Here is a 21482-nt window from a genome sequence, read left to right as displayed (position 1 = left end):
GGGAAAGGATTCGGATGTCAGCGCGCGTGCGCCTCGGGCGGCAGGTGGCGGTGGCTTGCCCTGCTGGCGAAGCGCCAGCCGGATTCGGTGTGCACGAGCTCGTCGGTGCAGGAACGGATCGCCACCAGACGCGGCGCGGCTTCCTGCGGTCCGCCATCGGTCCGGCTCTCGTAGGCCAGCAGATAGAATCGCACCCGGGCGCGGCCGGCATCGGTAAGCTCGGCCCGCAGGTTGGTGACGATGTGCGCGGTTTCTCGCGCGGGGTCGCGTTCCGCCAGCGCCGCGGCCACGTCGGCAGGACCGGTCAGCGCGCGGCCCTGCCGGTGCCATATGCCATCGCTTGCCATCAGTTGGGCGACGTCGTCGTGGCGCCGCTGGTCCAGCGCCGCGAAGAAGTTCAGCACCTGGGCAGCGGCGTCCTCGCAGCGCAGGGAAGTCTTGTCGTTCATGCCGTCAACTCCGAAGTCGGGACGGGCCCGGCGGCGGCCGGGGCATCACAGGATTGGTAGCCGGTGAATGGCGCTTGCGCGTCCTGCTCGACCGATTTGCGCGCGGCCCGGAAATCCCGGCCCGCATCGATTCCCACCGCAGCCACCACCACGCCGGCGGCGTCCACGCCAAGGTAAAGCCTGCCGCCCCCGGCCGTGGCGCGCCACAGCGTGCGTTGCGCCAGGCCCGGAAACCCGGCGATCTGGATCATGTGTTCATACTGCTCCGACCACAGCAGCGGCACCGGCGAGTAGGCGACTGCCTGCTCCAGCATGGCGCGGGCTGCCGCGACGCCCTGATCCTGGGCGTTCTGCCACGACTCCAGCCTCAACCCCTGCGGCGCGCGGGGATGCGTCAGCACCGCCACGTCGCCGGCCGCGTAGATGTACGGATCCGAGGTGCGGCAAGCGGCATCGACGCGCACGCCCCGTGCGCAATCCAGCCCGGCCTCGCGGGCCAGCGCGTCGTTGGGCTGCATGCCCACGCCCACCAGCACCAGATCGGCGATGATCGTGCTGCCGTCGTCAAGCCGCACCTCGGTGCCGTCGGCGTGATCGTCGAGCGCCGTCACGCCATGCGCCAGCCGCACGCTGACGCCGGCGGCCTCGTGGCGTTGAAGCAGCCATTCCGATACCGGCGCCATGAGGCTGCGGCCGCAGAGGCGCGGGCCAGCCTCGATCACCGTGACCGCACAGCCCAGCGTGCGCGCCGTGGCGGCCGTCTCCAGCCCGATCCAGCCGCCGCCGATGATGGTCACGCGCGGCGCTTCAGAGAATGCCCGGCGCAGCGCCAAGGCGTCGTCGAGCGTGCGCAGCGTGCGCACCCGCGGGCTGTCCAGCCCCGGCAAGGACGGGCGACAGGGACTCCCCCCGGTGGCCAGCAGTAGTTTGTCGTAGCCAAGTTCGCGCCCGTCGTTACAGCGCACGACGCGCCGCGCCGGGTCGATCTTCACGGCTTCCAGCGCTGGCAGGAACTCGATGGCGCGTTCCTGCATCTCGGCCAAGCCCAGAAGTTCGGCCTGCTCCGCGCTGCTGGCGCCGGTGATCAGCCCCTTGGACAAGGGCGGGCGCTCGTAGGGCGCGTGCCGCTCCGCGCCGCACAGCACGATGCGGCCGGTATGGCCGTGCTCGCGGAGCGTACGCGCGGCCCAGGCACCCGCCTGGCCCGCACCCACGATGAGCATGGTGCCGGGCGAGTTCATGCTGCCTCGGCGCGCAGGAACACGGTGCCGTCCTCGACCCGCACGTCGTAGCAACGCAGGTCCGTGGTCACGGGCGGGCATTGGTGCTTGCCGCTGGCGATGTCGAACACGCCCTGGTGCAGCGGGCACTCGACCGTGCCGTCCTCGACCCAGCCTTCGGCCAGGCTGGCGTTGCCGTGCGGACATCTGTCCTGCGTGGCGCAGACCTTGCCGTCCAGTTCATAGAGACAGACGGCCTCGCCCTCCAGCATCACGCGCAAGGTGTGCGTGTCGGGCGAAATGTCTTTCACCAGCGCCACCGGCTTCCACACTTCGGTATCGACCATGATCAGAACCCCATCGCCTGGCGGTAATACTGATAGAACGAGCGGATCAGCACTTCGGTCACCATGTAGTCGGCGGGTTCCGTGTCGCGCCCGCCCATCTCCACGATGCCGCGCGCATCCGGGTAGCCGGTGACGCCGATCTGCACCTGGTTCAGCATTTCGCTGTCGTCCATCGACACGAAACCGGCTGGTCCCAGCAGGTTGGCGTGCTTGAGGCGCAGCCGCGTCATTTCCTCGTCGTCGTCTTCGTAGCCGTAGTAGGTGAAGACCAGTTCGTGTTCGGTCGGGCTGCGCGGAATCACGTGCCGGGTCTTGAGCGAATTTGCCTGGATGCCGAATTGCGCCGCCGGGAACACCCATGCGCCCCCGACTCGCCCCCGGTTGAATTCCGCCCGGGGCGTCACGGTTTCCAGATCGAGCAACTCCAGATCGTTGCGGAAGCGGCTCATCTCGGAGGTGGCCTCCGTGACTTTCTTGCCTTCGTTGTGGGACACCATCACGCTGTGCGCGCCGCCGCCGGTGGGTATGCACTCGGATTTGGAATCGGCGCGCCACAGGCCGAAAGTGATGTAGAAGGTGTGCAGCAGGGTCGCGTGGTAGGGATCCTTGAGGTTCTCCAGGTACATCTTCCAGTTGCTGGGGATCAGTTGGCGGCTGTAGCCCAGCAGCTTGAGCTTCTTGCCGGGCAGCATGTGATCGATTTCCGCCAGCACCTCGGCGCCGCAGAATTCCTCGAAGCTGGGCGCTTCGTCGGAAAACGTGGCCCAGATCGACCCGCCGCGGTTGACGCTGCGCAGCTTGCGGATCCCGTTCTGCTTGGGATCGAAATCGCGCGGCATGCCGCCCTTGCCCATCGCGCCTCGGCGAAACGGCACGCCCTGCAGATTGCCGTTCAGGTCGTAGTTCCACTGGTGGTACGGGCAGGTGAAGTCGGTCACCTTGCCGGTGTTCTGCCAGCAGATCTGCGCGCCGCGATGCGCGCAGCGGTTTTCGAGCACGGCGATCTCGCCGCTTTCGGTGCGCACCATGACGACCGGGCTGGTGCCTATCCAGTTGCGCTTGTAGCAACCGACCTCCGGCACCTCGCATTCCAGGCCGATATAGTTCCAGGTCTTGCCGTTGAAGAAGATGTCCATCTCCTTCTGGAACACGGCCGGATCGGTGTAGACCCAGTTGGGTATGCGGGTATGGCCTTCCGCGGGCCAGCGGCGTTCGATATGGACAGGCTGCTCGGCGATGGCCGGCGCGTGCGAGGCACAGGCCTCGTGGGATTCGGTATGGGTGCAGGTCATGGCGGATTCCAGAGTCAGATGGGCACGATGAGCGAGGTGCGCACCCGGTAGTTGTCGTAGACGCAGTCGCGGCTGGCCAGGCGCCAGCCCGCGTCGGTCTGACGCCAGGTGTCGAGGTAACGTCCAACCATGTTCAGGCTGGGCTCGCGATCCGAGAGCGATTCCATGATCGCGAAGTTGGCCTGGGCGACGACCTGGTCGCCCAGGCGCTCGCGCACGGTCACGCCGCTGATGAAATGGCGCAGCGAGCGGGGTTCGAACATGGTCGTCTCGCGCAGCGCCGTGACCCGGTCTTTCAGCATGTTCTTGTTCATGCAGTAGATCAGGCCCAACGGCAGGCCGGCGTCATGGTTCTCGCGCGACAGCACGCGGTAGTGGCAATCTTCGGTGAAGAAACCGGGCCAGGCTTCGAGGTCACCCTCGTCCAGGCACACGGCGTAGTCTTCATAGAGATCACGCAGTTCGGCGCGCAGCGCGGCCGGGGAAAGATCATTAAGCTGGGACATAGGGGTACGGATCCTTGCGTTTGACGTCAGCGCGCCGCGGCGAGCTGGGCCCGGTTGCTTTCGAAGCCGCCTTGGCTCCCGAGCGCGAGTATGGGTTCCTGCATCCGCTCCTGCCAGATCAGTGATTCCATCGCGATCTGCAGTGGATGGTCCTGCACGGTGAGCGAAGACGTGGTGCTGTTCTTGGTGTGATGGGAATGCATGGCCCAGCCCGGTGCCGACAGGATCAGATCGCCGGCCTTCCAGTCGAGGCGCACGCCATTGACCTTGCTATAGCCTTCGCCGCGCAGGTAATAGTTGATGGCCGAAGAACTGTGGCGGTGCGGCACATGATGGTTGTCGGGCGGCGAGCTCGAGATGGTGGCGAAGAAGCTGTGGGTGGTGCCGATGCGCCGTTCGGTGGCCGGGTTGTAAAGCACGAACAGGCGGCGGCCGTTGTAGCCCTTGGCGATGTCCTCCACCGACGGCAAGTGCTCTGCCACGCTGGCATAGGGCCAGTGCAGCGCCTTGGACTCAAGCACGTCGATGTCGATCAGCCATTCATAGCCCAGCAGCCGCGCGCCATCGGCGCCCACAGGGGTGTTCAGCGCCAGGTCGCGGGCCCGGGCCGCGCCCGCCTGCGGCCCTTCGCGGCGCGTGGTGTTGGCATCGGATGGCGCAACCTCGCCTTCGAATTCCTCGACGAAATGCACTTCAAGCTTTTCGAGCAGCGGCGCGTTGGAGTAGGACAGCCGCACCCAGGGCGTCTTGCCGTCGTTTCGATAGCTGTGAACCTGCATCGACGGCGTGTTCCACACATCCCACTTGCCGATGGAAAAGGAACGGCCGCCGACCGTGGCCACCCCTTCCCCGCTGATACAGATCTCCAGCATGTTGGAGTTCTTGCGCAGGTTGAGCGTGCTTTCTCCCGGATTGACCACGTTGATCGTGACATCCGTGCCGGGCGCCAGGCCCAGACCCGGCGCGGTCGCCTCTGGGTGCACGATCAAACTGGCGCGGCGGCCGTTGGCCGGCCGCGGCGCGTCGATCAAACGCGCGATCTCAAGATCGATGTCTTCCTTCGCGATCACGATCGACGGCCACATATTCTGTTGGCGGGGCGCCGCCCCGCTCACGTCCACGAACATCTCGTTCTCCTCGTCTGTCGGCGGGACCGGCCCGCCGGATTGTTTTCGTGCCCCGCTTCAGCGCGCCAGCAGCAGGTTTTCGCGGGTCTGCGGCGCCAGGCGCTGACCCAGATCGCGTTCGCACGCGGCCTGATACACCACGCGGGCCAGGGCCAGATCGGAAAGCCCCATGCCCATGCCCTTGAACAGCGTCATGCGCGCGTCCGGCGGACGTTGCGAGCCCGCGCCGCGCGCCAACAGATCGCACAGCACCGACACGCCCTCCCAGGGCTCGACGCCAGCGCCATAGCGTTCGCGAAGTTCGCGGGAACCGCGGCGTGCGTTCTCGAGATCGTCGACGACCACCAGGTCGGCACGCTCGAAAACGTCTTGCGCGAACTCCGCCTTGGCCGGCAGGATCGCGCCCACGGCATTGAGATGGCGGCAATCGCGCAGCGCTGCCGCATCGACAAAGGGCTGCTCGGCGCGCGTGATCAGGGTCACGATTTCCGCGCCGGCCAGCGCCTGTTCCAGGCTGTCCGCCGCCTCGATGGAGAACGGGTAGCGGCCCTGCGCCTGGCGCACGAATTCCGCGCGCTTTTCCGGCGTGGGGCTATACACACGTACCGACTGCGGCTGGCGAACCGCGGCCAGCGCCGCGAGCTGGGTGACCGCCTGCGGTCCCGTACCAATCAGCGCCGCATGCCGTGGCGACGCCGGCGCCAATGTGCGCGTGGCCAGGCCCGTGATGGCCGCCGTGCGTAACATGCCGAGTGCACGCGCCTCTATCACGGCCAGCAAGGTTCCCCGGTCGGCGTCGAACAGCGTGAAGACCGAACCGCCGCCTTGACGGGTATGCACCCAGTTCTTGAAGCCGCAGACACCGCCCTCCCCGGTCACGACCGAACCCAGCGCATGCATGGAACTGCCGTCGCCCCAGGTGGCCAGCGCCTTGGGCACATTGCGGGCCTGGCCCTGGCCCTGCAGCGCCAGCGTGTCGGCCAGTGCATCGATCGCGCGTGGCATGTCCAGCACGCCAACCACATCGGCCTCGGACAGATATCGAATCGCTTGCGTCATTGCTCGGCCTTGTTCTGTTGCGGTTCGTCGATCACCGGATTCACCAGGCGGCCCACGCCGGGGATGTCCACTTCAAACACGTCGCCATCGCGCAAGAAACGCGGCGGCTGGCGCGTGGCGCCCACGCCTTCGGGCGTGCCGGTGGCGATCACGTCGCCGGCCGCAAGCGGGGTGAAGGTGCTGATGTACGCAATCAGCGTTGGAATGGAGAAGATCAGATCGGACAATGCGCCGTCCTGCATCAGCTCCCCGTTGAGATACGAGCGCACCCGCAGCTCGGCCGGATCGGGCAGCTCGTCAGCCGTGACCAGCCATGGACCCAGGGCGCCCGAGCGCTCGAAGTTCTTGCCCGGCGTAACCTGCGCGTTGTGTTTCTGAAAGTCGCGCACGGAGTTCTCGGCCATACAGGTATAGCCAGCCACATGCTCGAGAGCCCGCTCCGCGGGAATGTGGCGGCCGCCGCGGCCGATAACCACCGCCAATTCGGCTTCGAAATCTAGCTTTTCCGAAACGCGCGGCCGCCAGACCGGTTGCTCGTGACCCACCAGTGAATCGGCGTAGCGCGCAAAGACCGACGGATGCTTGGGAAGTTCGCGACCGGCCTCGATCACATGACGCCCATAGTTCAGTCCCACGCACAGGATCTTGTGCGGCGCCACCACCGGGGGCAACCATTGCAATCCGGCCGCCTCCAGTACCGCCCCGGGCTCGCGCGCTGCCCGCGCCAGGCGATCAGGCCCGGCGGCCAGCGCACTGCTCATATCGGGCCAGTGCGCCGTCATGAGCAGGACGTGTTCGTCTTGGCGTATGCCCCACGCCGGGGCTCCGCCGTGCAGGAAGCTCTGAAGCTTCATCTTGTCTCCTCCAATCAGGCCGGCGCCGTGTTTAAAAACATAGCCAGCGCGGCTTTGCATGCAATGACACCGAATTACCGCTCGCTCCGGCGCGTTTTTTGAAATATTGCATGCAATATTGATTTTTCGCAAGCTTTTTTGCTTTCAGGAATGCTCGATTGCATGCAATGCGCCGTACACTGTCAGCCCCTAATGGACTGGACCGACATGGCCGCACAAATCGACAAAGTCATCTCAGAACTGCGCGACATGATTCTCTCGGGCGAACTCGCGCCCGGAGAGCGGGTCGTCGAATTGCAGTTTTCGGCGCGCCTGGGGGTGTCGCGCACGCCGCTGCGCATCGCCATGACGGAGTTGGAGAAAGAAGGCCTGCTCGAGCGGCTGCCTTCGCGCGGGTTTCGCGTCCGCGCCTTCACTGTCGACGAAATCGGCGATGCGGTCGACGTCCGCGGCGTGCTTGAAGGCATGGCCGTACGCCTGCTCGCGGAGCGCGGCGTCTCACCGGAGGTACTGGCGCGCCTGACCGAGACGGTCGACGCGGGACGTCAGTTGCTGGCGCCCGCCGTGCGAGATCCCAACGCTGTGGTGAATGCCAGGGCCTGGGGCAGCATCAACCAGCAGTTTCACGAAATCCTGTGCGAGGCTGCCGGAAACCGCGCCCTGCTGTCGGCCCTGGAACACAACAACAAGACGCCGTTGGCGGGCCCCGCCGCGCTGACCCTGCCGTCCACGCCGTCCACGGTCGAGACGCCTTATGTGCTCCGCGCGCAGGCCGACCATGAAGACCTGCTGCGAGCCATCACCCGGCGCGAAGCCGTACGCGCCGAAAGCCTGATGCGCGAGCATGCCTATCGCAGCCGCGAGAACAAACGAGTGATGCTGGATTCCATCAAGACGGAGCGCCACAGCATGGCGTTGAGCGCCAGTGCGGCGGAATCGCTGGCGCCGGAGCAAAGCCCCCTCGCCAAGCCGTTGGCGGACCAGTGAAAAAAAATGCCGTCCCAAGGGACGGCATTTTTTCGCAGGCCAACCGCGATGACGGTCAGGCGTCGCTGGCGGCGTAGCCCATGTTGAAGCGCAAACCGCTGGCGCCTTCTTCCTGGCCGGGCTCCGAGCGGGACTGGCCAAGGCGGGCCAGGTATTCCGGCGTGATGTCGCCGGTGATGTACTGGCCATCAAAGCAAGAGGCCTCGAAGCGCGACAGCTTGGGATTGAGGTCCCGGACCGATTGCTGCATGTCGTGCAGGTCCTGGTACACCAGGCTGTCGGCGCCGATCGCGCGGGCGATTTCCTCGTCAGTGCGGCCGGTGGCGATCAGCTCGCTCTGCGTGGGCATGTCGATGCCGTACACGTTCGGGAAGCGGACCGGAGGCGCGGCCGAGGCGAAGTACACCTTGTTGGCGCCGGCCGCCCGGGCCATGTCCACGATTTCGCGGCTGGTGGTGCCGCGCACAATGGAGTCATCGACCAGCAGCACGTTCTTGCCCTTGAACTCCATGCCGATGGCATTGAGCTTCTGGCGCACGGATTTGCGGCGCACGGCCTGGCCCGGCATGATGAACGTACGGCCCACGTAGCGGTTCTTGATGAGCCCTTCGCGGTAGTCCAGGTTCAGGCGCGCGGCCAACTGCATGGCGGCGGGACGCGAGGAATCCGGGATCGGCATGACGACATCGATATCGCCCAGGCGCATGTTGCGCGCCACCTTGTCGGCCAGGTATTCACCCATCCGCAGGCGCGCGTCGTACACGGACACGCCGTCGATCATCGAATCGGGGCGGGCAAAGTAGACGTATTCGAAAATGCACGGCACCAGTTGCGGATTGTCGGCGCATTGGCGCGCAACGAACCGGCCGTCCAGGTCGACGAACACCGCTTCGCCCGGCTCGACATCGCGCACGAAGGCGAAACCGCTGCCTTCCAGCGCCACGGATTCCGAGGCCACCATCCATTCCACGCCTTCTTCGGTCTCCTGGCGGCCAATGCACAGGGGCCGGATACCGTTGGGGTCGCGGAAGGCAAGCAGGCCATAGCCGGAAATCTGCGCCACGACGGCGTAGGCGCCGCGCACGCGCTTGTGCAGGGCCGACACCGCGCGGAACATGGCGTCGTCGTCGAGCGACACGCCGTTGGCCGACGATTGCAGCTCGTGCGCTAGCACGTTCAGCAGCACTTCCGAATCGGAATTCGTGTTGATGTGGCGGCGATCGACACGGTAGAGCGATTCGCGCAGTTCACGCCAGTTGGTCAGGTTGCCGTTGTGCGACAACATGATGCCGAACGGCGCGTTGACGTAGAACGGCTGGGCTTCTTCTTCGCTGGCGCTGGAGCCGGCGGTCGGATAGCGGACCTGGCCTACGCCCGAAGTTCCAGGCAAGGCGCGCATGTTGCGCGTGCGGAACACGTCGCGCACCAGGCCGTGCGCCTTGTACATATTGAATTGGTTGCCTTGCGACGTCGCGATGCCCGCGGCGTCCTGCCCGCGATGCTGCAACAGCAGCAAGCTGTCATAGAGCAGCTGGTTGACCGGCCCGCGCCCGATGACCCCTACGATTCCACACATGGTGAGATTTCCTGGTTGATTTGAAGCTAATCAATACGGCAGCCATGTCGCCAGGGATGGCGGCAACCACGTCTTGATATGTTTGATGGCCTCGATGGCCGAATGCGAAAACATGGCGTCCTTCCACCACGGCTCTTCCGGCAGCGGCGTATAACCTGCGGCGGCGACCAGCGCCAGCACGATCAGCAGGCCACGGGCCAGCCCGAACATACCGCCCAGGCCGTGATCGGCGGGACTCAGTCCGGTGCTGCGGATCAAGGCGGCAAGTGTCATATTGACCAAACCCACGCCGAGCAACACGATGATGAACACCACGGCATATGAAACCCCCATGCGCAGCAGCGTCGTTTCAATATAGGGCTCCAGCCAGGTATAGACCGTGGGCCCCCACCATATCGCGGCCACGAAGGCCAGCAGATAGGCGACCAGCGACAGCACCTCTTTGAGCAGGCCGCGCACCAGGCCCAGCACACCCGATACCGCCAGGATGGCCAGCACGACGAAGTCGAAACCGGTCACTATTGGGCGGCAATGAAACCATTGTCATAGCCCAGGGTGCGCAATCGCGCCTGGGCCGCCTGTGCCGCCTCGCGCGAGGGGAAAGGCCCCACCCGCAGACGGTACTGCTGCTTGCCTCCGACGGAGGCCTGTTCGACAAATGCGTTGGTCACGCCGGCCTGATGCAGCTTGCCGCGACGCGACTGGGCGTCTTCCGAGGTGGTGTAGGCGGCGATCTGCAGCACGAAATTGCCTTTGGTGGCGGCCGGCTTAGGCGCGGCCGGCTTGGGCGCGGCCGCGGACCGGCCTTCCAGCAGCGCCAGGGCGCGCGCGCCGTCGTCGGAACGTGTATCCGGCTTGGACGGCGTGGCCGGCTTGGGCTCGGGCTTGGGTTTAACTTCGGGCTTGGGCGGCGTGACGGCCGGCTGCGTGGCGGGCGGCGTGACCGGCGCGACGGCAACTGGCGGCGGCGTGGACGTCACGGCGGGCGGTGTGGGAACGGCGGCGGGGTCCGCGGGCGTGGCGCCCGTGGCGGGCGTGGCCGGGGGAGCGACCTGAGGTTCGGAGATCTGCGGCTGGAACGGCGTATTGCGTTCCGGCACCTTGATGGGAATGTTGTCGGCAACCGGCGCGGGTTGCGAGTCCAGCACCATGGGCAGGATGATGACGGCTGCCAGCACCAGCGCCACGGCGCCTGCCAGCCTGCGCCGCGCGCGGCCGCGCAGCTCCGCAGCCTGGACCTCGCTAGGCACTGCCGCCCGCTTGGCGGACTGCGCCTGGTCGGCAGGATCTTTGCGTTTGAAAAAACCCATGGAAGAGAATTCCTTGCGGCGCCTTGCGGCAATACGGCGGCGGGCCGCCACCACGCGATTGGCCCGATTTGCCTATGCCTTGCGACCCAGAGCCTGCAAAACCGAGGCTACGGTGAGAAACGACCCGAACACCACGATTCTATCATTCTCCCCTGCCCGTTCGCGCGCCGCGGCAAAGGCCTGGGCAGGATCCGCGTAGGCGGCGATGGAGGGGCTTTCGCCCCCCGCGGGCGAAGGCGGCAGCGCGGCGGCAACCTGGTCCGCGAGCGCCTGGCCGGGGGTGCCGCGCGGCCCGGGCAGGCCGGCGCAGTACCAGTGGTCCACGCGCGAACCCAGCTTGGCCACGACGCCGGCCAGGTCCTTGTCGTTCAGCATCCCGAACACCGCGTGGGTATAGGGATGAAACCCCATGTTGTCCAGGTTCTGCGCCAGCACGGCGGCGGCGTGCGGGTTGTGCGCCACGTCCAGGATCACCGTGGGCTGGCCCGGCAGGATCTGGAAACGGCCGGGCAGCGACGCCTGCAGCAGCCCCAGCCGCACGGCCTGTTGCTGCACCGGCAGGCGATCGCGCACGGACTCCAGGGCGGCCAGCGCGGCCGAGGCGTTCAGAAGCTGGTTGGCGCCGCGCAAGGCCGGATAGGCCAACGCGCTGCGGCGCTGTTCCCGTCCGCCGAAGGCCCATTGCTGGCGGTCGCCCGAATAGTTGTAGTCGCGCCCAAAGAGCCACAGGTCCGCGCCAATGGTTTCCACATAGTCCAGCAGCGATTGCGGCGGCACCGGATCGCTGCAAATGGCGGGCCGGCCGGCACGGTAGATATGCGCTTTCTCGAAACCGATTATCTCGCGCGTGTCGCCCAGCCAGTCGGTGTGGTCCAGGTCGACGCTGGTGACGATGGAGCAATCTGCATCGACGATGTTCACGGCATCCAGGCGGCCGCCCAGGCCCACCTCAAGGACGACGGCGTCAAGCCGGGTCTGCGAGAACAGGCGCAGAATGGCCAGGGTGGTGAATTCGAAGTAAGTGAGAGACACGTCGCCGCGGGCCGCCTCGACCGCCTGAAACTGGGCGATCAGTTCCTGGTCGGTGGCTATCTGGCCATTGACGCGCGCGCGCTCGTTGAAATCGATCAGGTGGGGGGAGGTATACAGGCCGACCTTGTAGCCCGCGGCCAGCAGGATGGCCTCGAGCATGGCACAGGTGGAGCCCTTGCCATTGGTGCCGCCCACGACGAATTTCACGCCGGACAGCTCCAGGCCCATGCGGCCGGCCACCTCGCGCACCCGATCCAGGCCCATGTCGATCGCCGTGGCGTGGATGGACTCCAGGTACTGCAGCCAATCGGACAGGGTGGCGGAAGCGTCGGGCGTGCGGGCAGAAGACATGGCGGGGGCGAGAGTAAGGTCAGCCTTGGATTTTAGCAGTGCGCGCACGGTGTTTTCCCTAATCCCCTAGAGCGCGGCACGGTATCCGCATCGAAAAATTGCTTGCCGATGTTTTTTTCATACGTGAAAATAAATTCATGTATGAAAAATTAAAGGAAGCGACATGACGCAGCGCAAGACCCCTGCATGGCTGGTCCGGGAGGCCGACGTGCCGGGCTACCACCCCGCGAACCACACCGGCACGCTCAACCGCCGGCTCATTGGCCCGGACACGGTGGGCGCCCGTGGCGTCGAAGTTCTGCTGGGCGTCATCGACAAGGGCAAAGGCGCCCTGCCGCATGCGCACCCCGGCATCGAACAGGTCTGCTATCTGATTTCGGGAACTGCCCGCGCCCAGGTCCAGGACGAATGGGCCGACATGGGGCCGGGCGACTGCTGTTACTTCCCGCCCGACATTCCCCACGTCTTCACCGTGACCAGCGAAGAGCCAGCCCGCCTGCTGGTCATCTACACGCCTCCGTATGAAGAATCCCCCGACCGCGTGATCCGCGACTTCCCGGCGCCACCCCCTGCCGCTTGATGCGGCGCTGTAACCGGCAGCGGCCGCAGAAGCCGCACCGAACCTTGAAAACACAGGAGACAAACCCATGCAACCTTCACGCCTGCTAGGCGCCGTGCTGGTCAGCGGCGCAGCCATGATGGCCGCCCCCGCCGCCCATGCCGCCGACTACCCCTCCAAGCCGATCACCCTGATCGTGCCCTTCCCCGCCGGTTCAGGAACGGACGCCGTAGGACGGATCTTCGGTTCCGAGCTGTCCGCCATCCTGGGCCAGCAGATCGTGGTGGAAAACAAGCCCGGCGCCAACGCGACCATCGCGGCCAACTACGTCGCGCGGGCCAAGCCCGATGGCTACACGCTGTTCGTCACGACCAACACCTCGCATTCGGCCGCTCCGTGGCTGATGAAGAACGTGCCGTACGATCCGGTCAAGGACTTCACCCCGATCGCCCGCGGCGGCAACCTGCCCTTCCTTCTGGTGGTGAATCCGAAGCGTCCCTGGAAAACCGTGGGCGACCTGGTGGCGGATGCAAAGAAGAATCCGGGCCGCATCACTTACGCCAGCGGCAACAGCACGGGCATCGTGGCTGGGGCCACCCTGGCCAACCGCGCCAAGATCGACATCCTGCACGTACCTTATAAAGGCACGCCCCAGAGCCTGACCGACGTGGTCGGGGGCCAGGTGGATTTCATGTTCACCGACCTGGCCTCGGGCCTGCCCTTCGTGCAGTCCGGCCAGTTGCGGGCGCTGGCCGTGTCCACGGCGGAGCGCAGCACCATCGTGCCGGACCTGCCTTCCATGGCTGAGTCGGGCGTGCCGGACTTCGATCTGAATTCGTGGAACGGCTATTTTGGCCCGGCGGGCATGCCGCCCGAGATCGTGGCCAAGCTGAACGCCGCCATCAACCAGGTGGTGGCCAAGCCCGACGTGAAAAAGCGCTTGGCTGGCCTGGGCTTCGACGCCTTCTCCAGCACCCCCGAAGCCTTCGCCCAGTTCGTCAGCGAACAGCGCGACCTGTGGGGCAAGCTGATCCGCGACGCGGGGATCGAACCGCAATGATGGACCAGCCCATCCCCGATACGCCTGTCGCCGGCCCGTTGAGCGGCGTGCGCATCCTGGATCTCAGTTCAGTCGTGATGGGGCCGTACGCCACCCAGGTGCTGGCCGACCTGGGCGCGGACGTGATCAAGGTGGAGTCGCCCGCCGGCGACAACATGCGGGCCGTCGGCCCCATGCGCAACCCTGGCATGGGGCACCTCTACCTGCATCTGAACCGCAACAAGCGGTCCATCGTGCTGGATCTGAAGACCCCGGAAGGCCTGGCGGCCTGCCTCAAGCTGGCCGAAAGCTGCGACGCGCTGCTCTACAACATCCGTCCGCAGGCGATGGCGCGTCTGGGCCTGTCCTATGACGCAGTAGCCGCCCGCAACCCACGCATCGTGTATGTGGGCGCCTATGGTTTTGGCGAGGCCGGCCCCTATGCCGGCCGCCCGGCCTACGACGACCTTATTCAAGGCCAGACCGGCATCGCCGCGCTGTCCGCCCAGCAAAGCGGCGACGTGCCCCGATACGCGCCGCTGACGCTGGCCGACCGCACGGTCGGGCTGCACGTGGGCATCGCGCTGGTGTCGGCGGTGCTCAGCGCCAGGACCCGCGGCCGCGGCCAGCAGGTGGAGATTCCCATGTTCGAAGGGATGGCCCACCTGGTCCTGGGCGACCATCTGGGCGGCGCCACCTTCGAGCCCCCACTGGGGCCGACGGGATACGCGCGCCTCCTGGCGCCGCATCGCCGGCCTTACGCGACGGCCGACGGCTACATCTGCCTGCTGATCTACAACGACAAGCATTGGCGCAATTTCTTCGGCCTGATCGGCCGGCCCGAACTGTCGCAAGACCCGCGCTTCTGCACGCACGGCGCGCGCGCCGCGAACATCGGCGAAGTCTATGCCTTCGTGGCCGATGTGATCGCCACGCGTCCCAGCCAGGATTGGCTGGACGATCTGGCGCGGGCGGACATTCCCGCCTCGCAGCTCTACACGGTCGACGGACTGCTCCAGGACGAACATCTGGCCGCCACCGGCTTCATCCAGGAAATGGACCACCCCTCGGAAGGCCGGATCCGCACCACCGCCCCGCTGGGCCGGTATGAAGGCACCCCGACATCCATACGCCGCCCCGCCCCAAGGCTGGGCCAGCACAGCCGCGAAGTGCTGGCCGAGGCCGGCTACCCGCCGGACCGCATCGACGCCATGGTCGCCCGCGGCATTACCCAAGACGGAAACGAAGATGGACTTTGAATTCACCCCCGATCAGTTGGCTTTGCGCGACGCCGTTTCCCGCATCTGCGACCGTTATCCCGACGAATACTGGCTGGAACGCGACCGCGAAGGCGGCTTTCCGGAACCGTTGCACGCCGACCTGGCCCGCGACGGCTGGCTGGGGATCGCCATGCCGCAGGAGTACGGCGGCGCGGGCCTGGGCATGACCGAGGCCGCGTTGATGATGCAGACCATTGCCGCGTCGGGCGCCGGTTTCACCGGAGCCTCCGCCGTCCACATGAACATCTTCGGCCTGAACCCCGTCGTGGTGTTCGGCAGCGACGAGCAGCGCGGCCGCTGGCTCGAGCCCCTGATCGCCGGCCGCGAGAAGGCCTGCTTCGCCGTCACCGAACCCGATGCCGGCCTGGATACGACCAAGCTCAGCACCCGCGCCGTGCGCCAGGGCGACGAGTACATCGTGCACGGACGGAAGATCTGGATATCCACCGCGCAGGTGGCCAGCAAGATGCTGCTGCTGGCGCGCACCACCCCGCTGTCCGAGGTGGACAAGCCCACGCAAGGCCTGTCGCTGTTCTACACCGACCTGGACCGCGAGAAGATCGAGGTGCGCGAGATCGAAAAAATGGGCCGTAAGGCGGTGGACTCGAACATGCTGTTCATCGACGGACTGCGCATTCCGGTCGCCGATCGCATCGGCGAGGAAGGCCGGGGGTTCGAATACATCCTGCACGGCCTGAACCCGGAGCGCATTTTGATCGCCGCGGAAGCGGTGGGCATCGGCCGCGCGGCGCTGGACCGGGCCGTCAAGTACGCCGGCGAGCGTACCGTGTTCGGCCGTCCCATCGGGCAGAACCAGGGCATCCAGCACCCGCTTGCGCAAGCGTGGATGCAACTGGAGGCCGCGGACCTGATGGTGTTCAAGGCCGCCAGCCTGTACGACGCCGGCAAGCCTTGCGGCCCTTACGCCAACTCGGCGAAGTATCTGGCCGCCGAAGCGGGCTACAACGCCTGCCAGACGGCCGTGATGACGCTGGGCGGCATGGGCTACGCCAAGGAATACCACGTGGAACGGCTGCTGCGCGAGAGCTTCATCCCGCGTATCGCGCCCGTCAGCCCCCAACTGATCATGTGCTTCATCGCGGAGAAGGTGCTCGGGCTGCCGAAGTCGTACTGAGCGCGCGACTCCCGCCCGCCAAGCGGCGGGGGTCAGGCCTGCTGTTCCAGCCCCGTGCAGGCGGCCCGCAGGATGCGGGCATAGGCTTCCTGTTGCGGCTCGATCCGGTAGATCGGACCGCCCACCGAAATGGCGTAGCGCTCTCCGGAGAGCGTGACCGGCCAGGCGATGGCCCCGACGTCGGCGATGGATTCCCCGCTGTTCATGAACCACCCGCGCCGGCGCGACAGTTCGATGTCCGCCAGCAAGGCGTCCCGCGTCACCAGCGTGCGGTCGTTGTAGCGTGTCATGGCGATGCCGGCCAGCAGGGTTTCGCGGGCTGGTTCATCCAGCGCCGATATCAGCGCCTTCCCCAGTGAATTTGCATGAACGTCCTTGAACTCGCCGGCTACAGGCGCGTATCGGATCGTATGCGGCGAATCCAGGACATCCAGGTAGACCACGCGGCCATCCTGGGCCAGCTTGGCGAAAACGATGGTTTCACGCGTGGCGTCCCTTAATTCGGTGAGACTGGGATACACGCGATCCAGGACCGGGTCGGCGCGCGCGATGCGCTGCGCCATGGCCAAGAGGCGCCCGGTGGGGTAGTAACCCTGCCGGCGCCCGGTTTCATAGAGATAACCCAAGCCGGTCAGGGTGCGGATCAGCGCCAGGCAACTGGAAACGGGGACATCCAGCAGGCGGGCCAGCTCCGACAGCGGCAGCGCGCGCTTCTCGCGGGCATAGGTTTCGATGATTTCGATAACTCGCAGCGCCGTCTTGACACTCATTGCCCGATCCGAACTCTTTAGCACGTGAACCATCCGCGGGCGCGGGGGCTAAAGTTCCCTGCGGGCGTGTCGTTATGGTAACTGAGAATTCCCTGAAAACAGCGCGTTCCTCCGAGACGCCTCCTCGCCGTTGGAGTGTTCATGGCCGTAACCCCGTTAGCCCCCGCATCGTTCGCGCCGTTATCGGTTTCGACCGTCCCCGTCGCGCCAGACCCTGCCGCCACCTCCACGCCGGCGGCCGCGAGCACGAAGAGCGGCACCTCCGACAGCGCGACCTCGGACCAGTCCAACGCGCAGAAGCTGCCCCTTGAAAAGGCGCTCGACGAAATCAACGACCAGATGAAGGCCTGGTCCACCCAGCTTCAGTTCGAAATAGACCCCAACGTCCACCAGGTGGTGGTGTCGGTGGTCGACGCGGAGTCCGGCGACGTAATTCGCACGATCCCCAGCGAAACCGTGCTGAAAATCGCCAAAATGATTGTGAACATGCAAGGCAATGGCATAAAGACTACGGCCTGATCCGGCACTTAAAACGGTGTTCGCCATCCGTTCGAACACCGTTCGGTAAGAAAACCGCCGAATTAGGCCCGCCTTATGCCCTTACCCGGCCGATCGCCGGCATCATATTTTTGACAGAATCGCATCGTTAGGAAGGAATTTCACATGGCCTCCATCACCAATCTGGGCTCGGTTTCCGGTCTGCCCCTGGAAGACATTCTCAAGGATCTTCAGGTAGCGGAACAGAAGAAGCTCGAGCTGTACACCAACCGCCAAACCAGCTTCGAAACCCGTGTTACGGCTTTCGGTCAGTTGAAGAGCGCGGTGGAAGCCGTGCAGAAAGCTGCCGCCCTGCTCGGCAAGCCCGAAACGATGGGCGCCGTCAAAGGCAGCGTGACCGGCGGCGACGCCCTGACCGCGACCGTGGCCGCCGAAGGCGCCGTGGCGGGTCAATACACGATCAACGTGACCAGCGTGGCCACCTCGCAAACCCTGCAATCGGGCAGCGTGGCCGACCGCAAAGCGTCCAATGGCGCCACCGGCAAGTTTGAAATCGAACTGTCCAACGGCACCAAGAAGACCGTCGACCTGAAGGACGACACCTCCCTCAACGGCATCGTCAAGGCGGTCAACGCCGACGATACCCTGGGTGTGCGCGCCACCGTCATCACCGATGGCGACGGCAAGAGCTACCTGATGCTGACCGCCAAGAACACCGGCGTGCAGGCATCGGTGAAGTCCATTACGGTGACGGGCGAAGATTCGCTGAAGAACGTCCTGAGCTACAGCAGCACCGATGCCGCCAACAGCAAGATGACGGCCACCGCCGCCGTCGACGCCGAAATCGATATCAACGGCATCACGGTCAAGAGCGGCACCAACAATATCTCGACCGCCATCGACGGCGTGACGCTGAACCTGAGCGCCAAGACGGAAGCCGGCAAGCCGATCACGCTGAAGCTGGAAAGCGATCCCTCGGTAGCCAGCAAGGCCATCCAGGGTTTCGTGACCGCCTACAACACGCTGCAGACCACGATCAAGAACCTGACGGCATTCGACGCCGACGCCGCGACCAACCAGCCCCTGACCGGCGACGGCACGACCCGCAGCATCCAGTCGTCGCTGACCAGCGCGCTGCAGTTCGTGACGGGGGAAGGCGCCTTGCGTTCGCTGGCCGACCTGGGCATCACGACCAATCCGACGACCCGCCAACTGACCCTGGACCAGACCAAGCTGGACAAGGCCCTGGCGTCCAATGGCGCGGACGTCAGCCGCATGTTGTCCGGCAAGGACGGCCTGGCCGCCAACTTCGAAAAGGCCACCAAGGACATCGTCGGCACCAATGGCTCGATCAAGACCAGGGAAGACGGCCTGGCCAAGTCGATCGCCAGCGTCAAGGATCAGTACACCCGCGCCAAGGCAGCCAGCGACGCCTCGCTTGAAATGATGCGTGCCCAGTTCGTCCAGCTGGACAAGTTCGTCTCGCAGCAACAGGGCACTGCCAACTATCTGACCCAGCAGTTCGCGGCCCTGAACAAGTCGACTGCTTAACCCAAGAAGATGCATTAATGACGTACGCCGCACGCCGCCCCTCAGGCTCATACTCTGCCCGCTCCTACGCCGATATCGGCCTGGAAACGCAAGTCATGAGCGCCACCCCGGAAAGGCTGATCACTCTGCTCTACCATGGTGCGCGGGCGGCGATCGGGCAGGCGCGCATCCACTTGCAGGAAGGCCGCGTGGCCGAACGGGGCGCGGCAATCACCAAGGCGATCAAGATCGTCGACGAAGGCCTGAAAATGGGCCTTAACATGGAGGCTGGCGGCGACATCGCCGCCAACCTCGGCCGCCTCTACGACTACATTGTCCGCACCCTTCTGATGGCAAACCTGAAGGCGGACATCGAACAGCTCGACATCGCGGACCGCCTGCTGGCGGACCTGGCCGAGGCCTGGCAGACCTCCATCGACCGACCCGCACCCGGCGCACAGCTTTGATGGCCCATACGACGAATTCAGCCAGCCATCGAACGCCCGAGATTTCTATGACGTCCCTTACCCAGTACTCCGCCATCCTGGAACAGTATCAGGATATCGCCATATCCACGGGCGAGATGTTGACGGCCGCCCAGGCCGGCGACTGGGATACCGCGCTCGCCCACGGCCAGCTCTATTGCGAACAGGTGGAGCGCCTGCGCCATGCCGAACGTTCCAGCCCCCTGGACGAAGCCGGCCGCAGCATGAAGTACGACCTGCTCGTGCGCATCCTGGAAAACGACGCGCTGACGCGGGACCTGGCGCTGCCGCAACTGGCGCGGCTGGGTGAACTGCTGGGACGCATGAAGCGCCAACAGACCCTGCTGTCCGCGTACGGCAACCAGGCGCCTGAAGAATGAGTATCGGTCCCGCCGCGCTTGGCAACGTCCTGGTGCAGCGGCTGGACGCCGTGCTTGGCACGACGATGTCCGCCGCGAACGCCAACCAGATTTCGGGCGCGCGAGCCGACGCCGTCAGCCAGCCCGGCAGCCCCGAAAGGCCCGGACCGTCGGACGGATCCACTCGCGATTCCCAGCAAGGCATACAGACTGGCGGCGCCCGAGGCGACCGCCAGAATACTGTTGTCGACCCCAAAGTCGCCGCGGCGCTGGCCCTGGCCGCCCGCGGCCTGGTCACCAGCAGCGACACGACGGCATCCGCCCCGACCACGCTGGGCACGACCGCCCGCACCATTCTTGCCTTGCTGGCCCAGTTTCCAGAAGCCGCGCCGCCCGTCCAGGGACGAGCACCGCTCTGGAACGCGGATTCTAGCGGCACCCCGCCCGGCGGCACGGCCAGCGGCCAGGCCGCGGCTGGCCAACCCGGCCCAACCGGGCAACCCGGGCAACCCGGACAACCCGGCCAAGCTGCCCTACCCGGCCAGCCCGCCTCGGCCCAGCCGGCCGGCACCCCGCCTCCGGCCCTGCCGACCGCCACGGCGGGCGCCGCCGACACGGCGGCCGCCAAGCCCGCCGCGCATGCCGCCGGCCTGGCCAATGGCGCCCACGGCGCCAAGGGGCCCGATGCCGCGTCCCATGCCGCATTGGCGGCGGGCGGCCCGTCGGCGCGGGCTTTGGGACAAGCCTTGCGGGTCGCGCTGCAAACCAGCGGGCTGTTCTACGAATCGCACCTGACCGACATGGTCTTTGGCCGAACCAATCCGTCCACCTTGCAGAATGAGCCGCAGGCCCATCTGGCCAAAGACGCCTCGCAAGCCAACACGCAGAACCGTGGCCGGGCCGAGTCGTCGGGCGCAAGCCGGTCCGGCGCCGGCGCGGACGCGCCGTCCGGTCCGGCGTCGTCGGGCTCGTCCACGCCCGGCGCACCCATTGCAGGCATACATCAGGATTTGACCGTGCTGGTGCGCCAGCAGCTCGATGTATTGGCCAACCAGACGCTGCACTGGCAAGGCGAAGCCTGGCCCGGCACACCCATGGAATGGGAAGTGGAACGCGACCCCTATGGCGCGGACCGCGAGTCGGCGGTTCCCACCTGGGCGACGCGCCTGAAACTGGATCTTCCGCGCCTGGGCCTCGTCGATGCCCGGCTGAATCTGGCCGGCGACCAGATCGTGCTGCAGCTTATCGCGCCGCACAGCGCCACCGAAATCAACGGTTCTTCGGACACGCTGCGTTCGCGCCTGCTTGCCGCCGGCCTCACCCTGAGCAATCTTTCGGTAAGCGTGGTCGAACCGCGCCCCGTCATCCCGGCCGATTACTGATGAGCATTACCCCCCCTACCGCGGACAATGGCCCCAATGCCAACCGCAACGCGGCGGTCGCGATCTCCTATGACGAAAAGGACGGCGCGCCGCGCGTCGTGGCCAAGGGCTACGGCCAACTGGCCGACACCATCGTGCGCGCCGCCGAAGAACACGGGCTGTACGTGCATGAATCCCGCGAATTGGTGGGTTTGCTCATGCAGGTCGACCTGGATGCACATATTCCACCCCAACTCTACGTGGCGGTGGCAGAATTGCTGGCTTGGCTCTATCGCCTGGAATCGCGCGAACTGCCCGGCGCCCCGCAGCCCGATCTCATTACCTAAGGATTATCA

At 65.9% G+C, this 21482-nt stretch carries 24 protein-coding genes; 11 read left to right on the top strand and 13 right to left on the bottom strand.

Annotated features, from left to right (window positions below; all coding sequences use genetic code 11):
- Positions 1-17: 17 nt before the first annotated feature.
- The 8 genes from ASE30_RS11580 to ASE30_RS11545 are packed head-to-tail and all read right to left on the bottom strand — an operon-like array spanning position 18 to position 6854.
- On the bottom strand, positions 18-449 hold the full coding sequence (locus ASE30_RS11580) for a nuclear transport factor 2 family protein (protein WP_057284452.1): 432 nt from the start codon (positions 447-449) through the stop codon (positions 18-20).
- Positions 446-1690 (bottom strand): FAD-dependent oxidoreductase, encoded by a 1245-nt coding sequence (locus ASE30_RS11575; RefSeq protein ID WP_057284451.1) that lies wholly within the window; start codon positions 1688-1690, stop codon positions 446-448. Before ASE30_RS11575 ends, ASE30_RS11580 begins: the two co-directional genes overlap by 4 nt.
- Positions 1687-2016 carry a non-heme iron oxygenase ferredoxin subunit gene (locus tag ASE30_RS11570; protein WP_057284450.1) on the bottom strand — a complete coding sequence of 110 codons (330 nt, stop codon included), beginning with the start codon at positions 2014-2016 and terminating at the stop codon, positions 1687-1689. Before ASE30_RS11570 ends, ASE30_RS11575 begins: the two co-directional genes overlap by 4 nt.
- A 2-nt stretch (positions 2017-2018) precedes the next feature.
- Positions 2019-3308: an aromatic ring-hydroxylating dioxygenase subunit alpha gene (locus ASE30_RS11565; protein ID WP_057284449.1), complete on the bottom strand. Its 1290-nt coding sequence runs from the start codon at positions 3306-3308 to the stop codon at positions 2019-2021.
- A 14-nt stretch (positions 3309-3322) separates the two neighbouring features.
- Positions 3323-3814, bottom strand: a complete 492-nt coding sequence (locus tag ASE30_RS11560) for an aromatic-ring-hydroxylating dioxygenase subunit beta (RefSeq protein ID WP_057284448.1) — start codon at positions 3812-3814, stop codon at positions 3323-3325.
- Positions 3815-3840: 26 nt separating this feature from the next.
- On the bottom strand, positions 3841-4941 hold the full coding sequence (locus tag ASE30_RS11555) for a cupin domain-containing protein (RefSeq protein ID WP_057284447.1): 1101 nt from the start codon (positions 4939-4941) through the stop codon (positions 3841-3843).
- A gap of 57 nt (positions 4942-4998) precedes the next feature.
- Positions 4999-6000, bottom strand: coding sequence for an ornithine cyclodeaminase family protein (locus tag ASE30_RS11550; RefSeq protein ID WP_057284446.1), 1002 nt, complete (start codon positions 5998-6000; stop codon positions 4999-5001).
- Positions 5997-6854, bottom strand: a complete 858-nt coding sequence (locus tag ASE30_RS11545) for a fumarylacetoacetate hydrolase family protein (protein ID WP_057284445.1) — start codon at positions 6852-6854, stop codon at positions 5997-5999. The genes ASE30_RS11550 and ASE30_RS11545 overlap by 4 nt, the downstream gene beginning before the upstream one ends.
- 207 nt (positions 6855-7061) lie before the next feature.
- On the opposite strand from ASE30_RS11545, the gene ASE30_RS11540 reads away from it, so the two are divergent.
- Complete coding sequence (locus tag ASE30_RS11540; protein WP_057284521.1) at positions 7062-7841, top strand: GntR family transcriptional regulator; 780 nt, start codon at positions 7062-7064, stop codon at positions 7839-7841.
- Positions 7842-7896: 55 nt separating this feature from the next.
- On the opposite strand, the gene purF is transcribed toward ASE30_RS11540, so the two are convergent.
- From purF to folC, 4 genes are all read right to left on the bottom strand, one after another.
- Positions 7897-9417, bottom strand: a complete 1521-nt coding sequence (gene purF / locus ASE30_RS11535) for an amidophosphoribosyltransferase (protein WP_057284444.1) — start codon at positions 9415-9417, stop codon at positions 7897-7899.
- 30 nt (positions 9418-9447) lie between these two features.
- On the bottom strand, positions 9448-9936 hold the full coding sequence (locus ASE30_RS11530; RefSeq protein ID WP_057284443.1) for a CvpA family protein: 489 nt from the start codon (positions 9934-9936) through the stop codon (positions 9448-9450).
- Entirely contained in the window at positions 9936-10727 is a 792-nt protein-coding gene (locus tag ASE30_RS11525; protein WP_057284442.1) for an SPOR domain-containing protein, read from the bottom strand. Before ASE30_RS11525 ends, ASE30_RS11530 begins: the two co-directional genes overlap by 1 nt.
- A gap of 72 nt (positions 10728-10799) precedes the next feature.
- Entirely contained in the window at positions 10800-12110 is a 1311-nt protein-coding gene (gene folC, locus ASE30_RS11520; RefSeq protein ID WP_057284441.1) for a bifunctional tetrahydrofolate synthase/dihydrofolate synthase, read from the bottom strand.
- 163 nt (positions 12111-12273) lie between these two features.
- On the opposite strand from folC, the gene ASE30_RS11515 reads away from it, so the two are divergent.
- The 4 genes from ASE30_RS11515 (at position 12274) to ASE30_RS11500 (ending at position 16123) form a co-directional block, all read left to right on the top strand.
- Positions 12274-12690, top strand: a complete 417-nt coding sequence (locus ASE30_RS11515) for a cupin domain-containing protein (RefSeq protein WP_057284440.1) — start codon at positions 12274-12276, stop codon at positions 12688-12690.
- A 67-nt stretch (positions 12691-12757) separates the two neighbouring features.
- Positions 12758-13729 carry a tripartite tricarboxylate transporter substrate binding protein gene (locus ASE30_RS11510; RefSeq protein ID WP_057284439.1) on the top strand — a complete coding sequence of 324 codons (972 nt, stop codon included), beginning with the start codon at positions 12758-12760 and terminating at the stop codon, positions 13727-13729.
- The gene (locus ASE30_RS11505) at positions 13729-14967 is read left to right on the top strand and encodes a CaiB/BaiF CoA-transferase family protein (RefSeq protein ID WP_057284438.1); all 1239 of its coding nucleotides are present in this window, start codon (positions 13729-13731) and stop codon (positions 14965-14967) included. Before ASE30_RS11510 ends, ASE30_RS11505 begins: the two co-directional genes overlap by 1 nt.
- Positions 14957-16123 (top strand): acyl-CoA dehydrogenase family protein, encoded by a 1167-nt coding sequence (locus ASE30_RS11500; RefSeq protein WP_057284437.1) that lies wholly within the window; start codon positions 14957-14959, stop codon positions 16121-16123. The genes ASE30_RS11505 and ASE30_RS11500 overlap by 11 nt, the downstream gene beginning before the upstream one ends.
- A gap of 32 nt (positions 16124-16155) precedes the next feature.
- Here ASE30_RS11500 and ASE30_RS11495 read toward each other — a convergent pair whose 3' ends face one another.
- The gene (locus ASE30_RS11495; protein WP_057284436.1) at positions 16156-16893 is read right to left on the bottom strand and encodes an IclR family transcriptional regulator; all 738 of its coding nucleotides are present in this window, start codon (positions 16891-16893) and stop codon (positions 16156-16158) included.
- Positions 16894-17034: 141 nt separating this feature from the next.
- Here ASE30_RS11495 and ASE30_RS11490 point away from each other — a divergent pair, with 141 nt between their 5' ends.
- The 6 genes from ASE30_RS11490 (at position 17035) to ASE30_RS11465 (ending at position 21473) form a co-directional block, all read left to right on the top strand.
- A complete protein-coding gene (locus tag ASE30_RS11490) occupies positions 17035-17412 on the top strand; it encodes a flagellar protein FlaG (RefSeq protein ID WP_057284435.1) in 378 nt (125 codons plus the stop codon).
- A 144-nt stretch (positions 17413-17556) separates the two neighbouring features.
- Positions 17557-18942 (top strand): flagellar filament capping protein FliD, encoded by a 1386-nt coding sequence (fliD, locus tag ASE30_RS11485; RefSeq protein ID WP_057284434.1) that lies wholly within the window; start codon positions 17557-17559, stop codon positions 18940-18942.
- A gap of 17 nt (positions 18943-18959) precedes the next feature.
- Positions 18960-19388, top strand: a complete 429-nt coding sequence (gene fliS, locus ASE30_RS11480; protein ID WP_057284433.1) for a flagellar export chaperone FliS — start codon at positions 18960-18962, stop codon at positions 19386-19388.
- A 47-nt stretch (positions 19389-19435) separates the two neighbouring features.
- Positions 19436-19786, top strand: a complete 351-nt coding sequence (locus ASE30_RS11475; RefSeq protein WP_057284432.1) for a flagellar protein FliT — start codon at positions 19436-19438, stop codon at positions 19784-19786.
- Positions 19783-21147: a flagellar hook-length control protein FliK gene (locus ASE30_RS11470; RefSeq protein ID WP_057284431.1), complete on the top strand. Its 1365-nt coding sequence runs from the start codon at positions 19783-19785 to the stop codon at positions 21145-21147. Before ASE30_RS11475 ends, ASE30_RS11470 begins: the two co-directional genes overlap by 4 nt.
- A complete protein-coding gene (locus tag ASE30_RS11465) occupies positions 21147-21473 on the top strand; it encodes an EscU/YscU/HrcU family type III secretion system export apparatus switch protein (RefSeq protein WP_057284430.1) in 327 nt (108 codons plus the stop codon). Before ASE30_RS11470 ends, ASE30_RS11465 begins: the two co-directional genes overlap by 1 nt.
- The last annotated feature ends 9 nt before the right edge of the window (positions 21474-21482 follow it).

Origin of the sequence: Achromobacter sp. Root83 (assembly GCF_001428845.1) — a bacterium.
GTDB lineage: Bacteria > Pseudomonadota > Gammaproteobacteria > Burkholderiales > Burkholderiaceae_B > Achromobacter.
The sequence above is the reverse complement of the archived record's forward strand: the minus strand, read 5'-3'. Positions and strand labels throughout refer to the sequence as shown.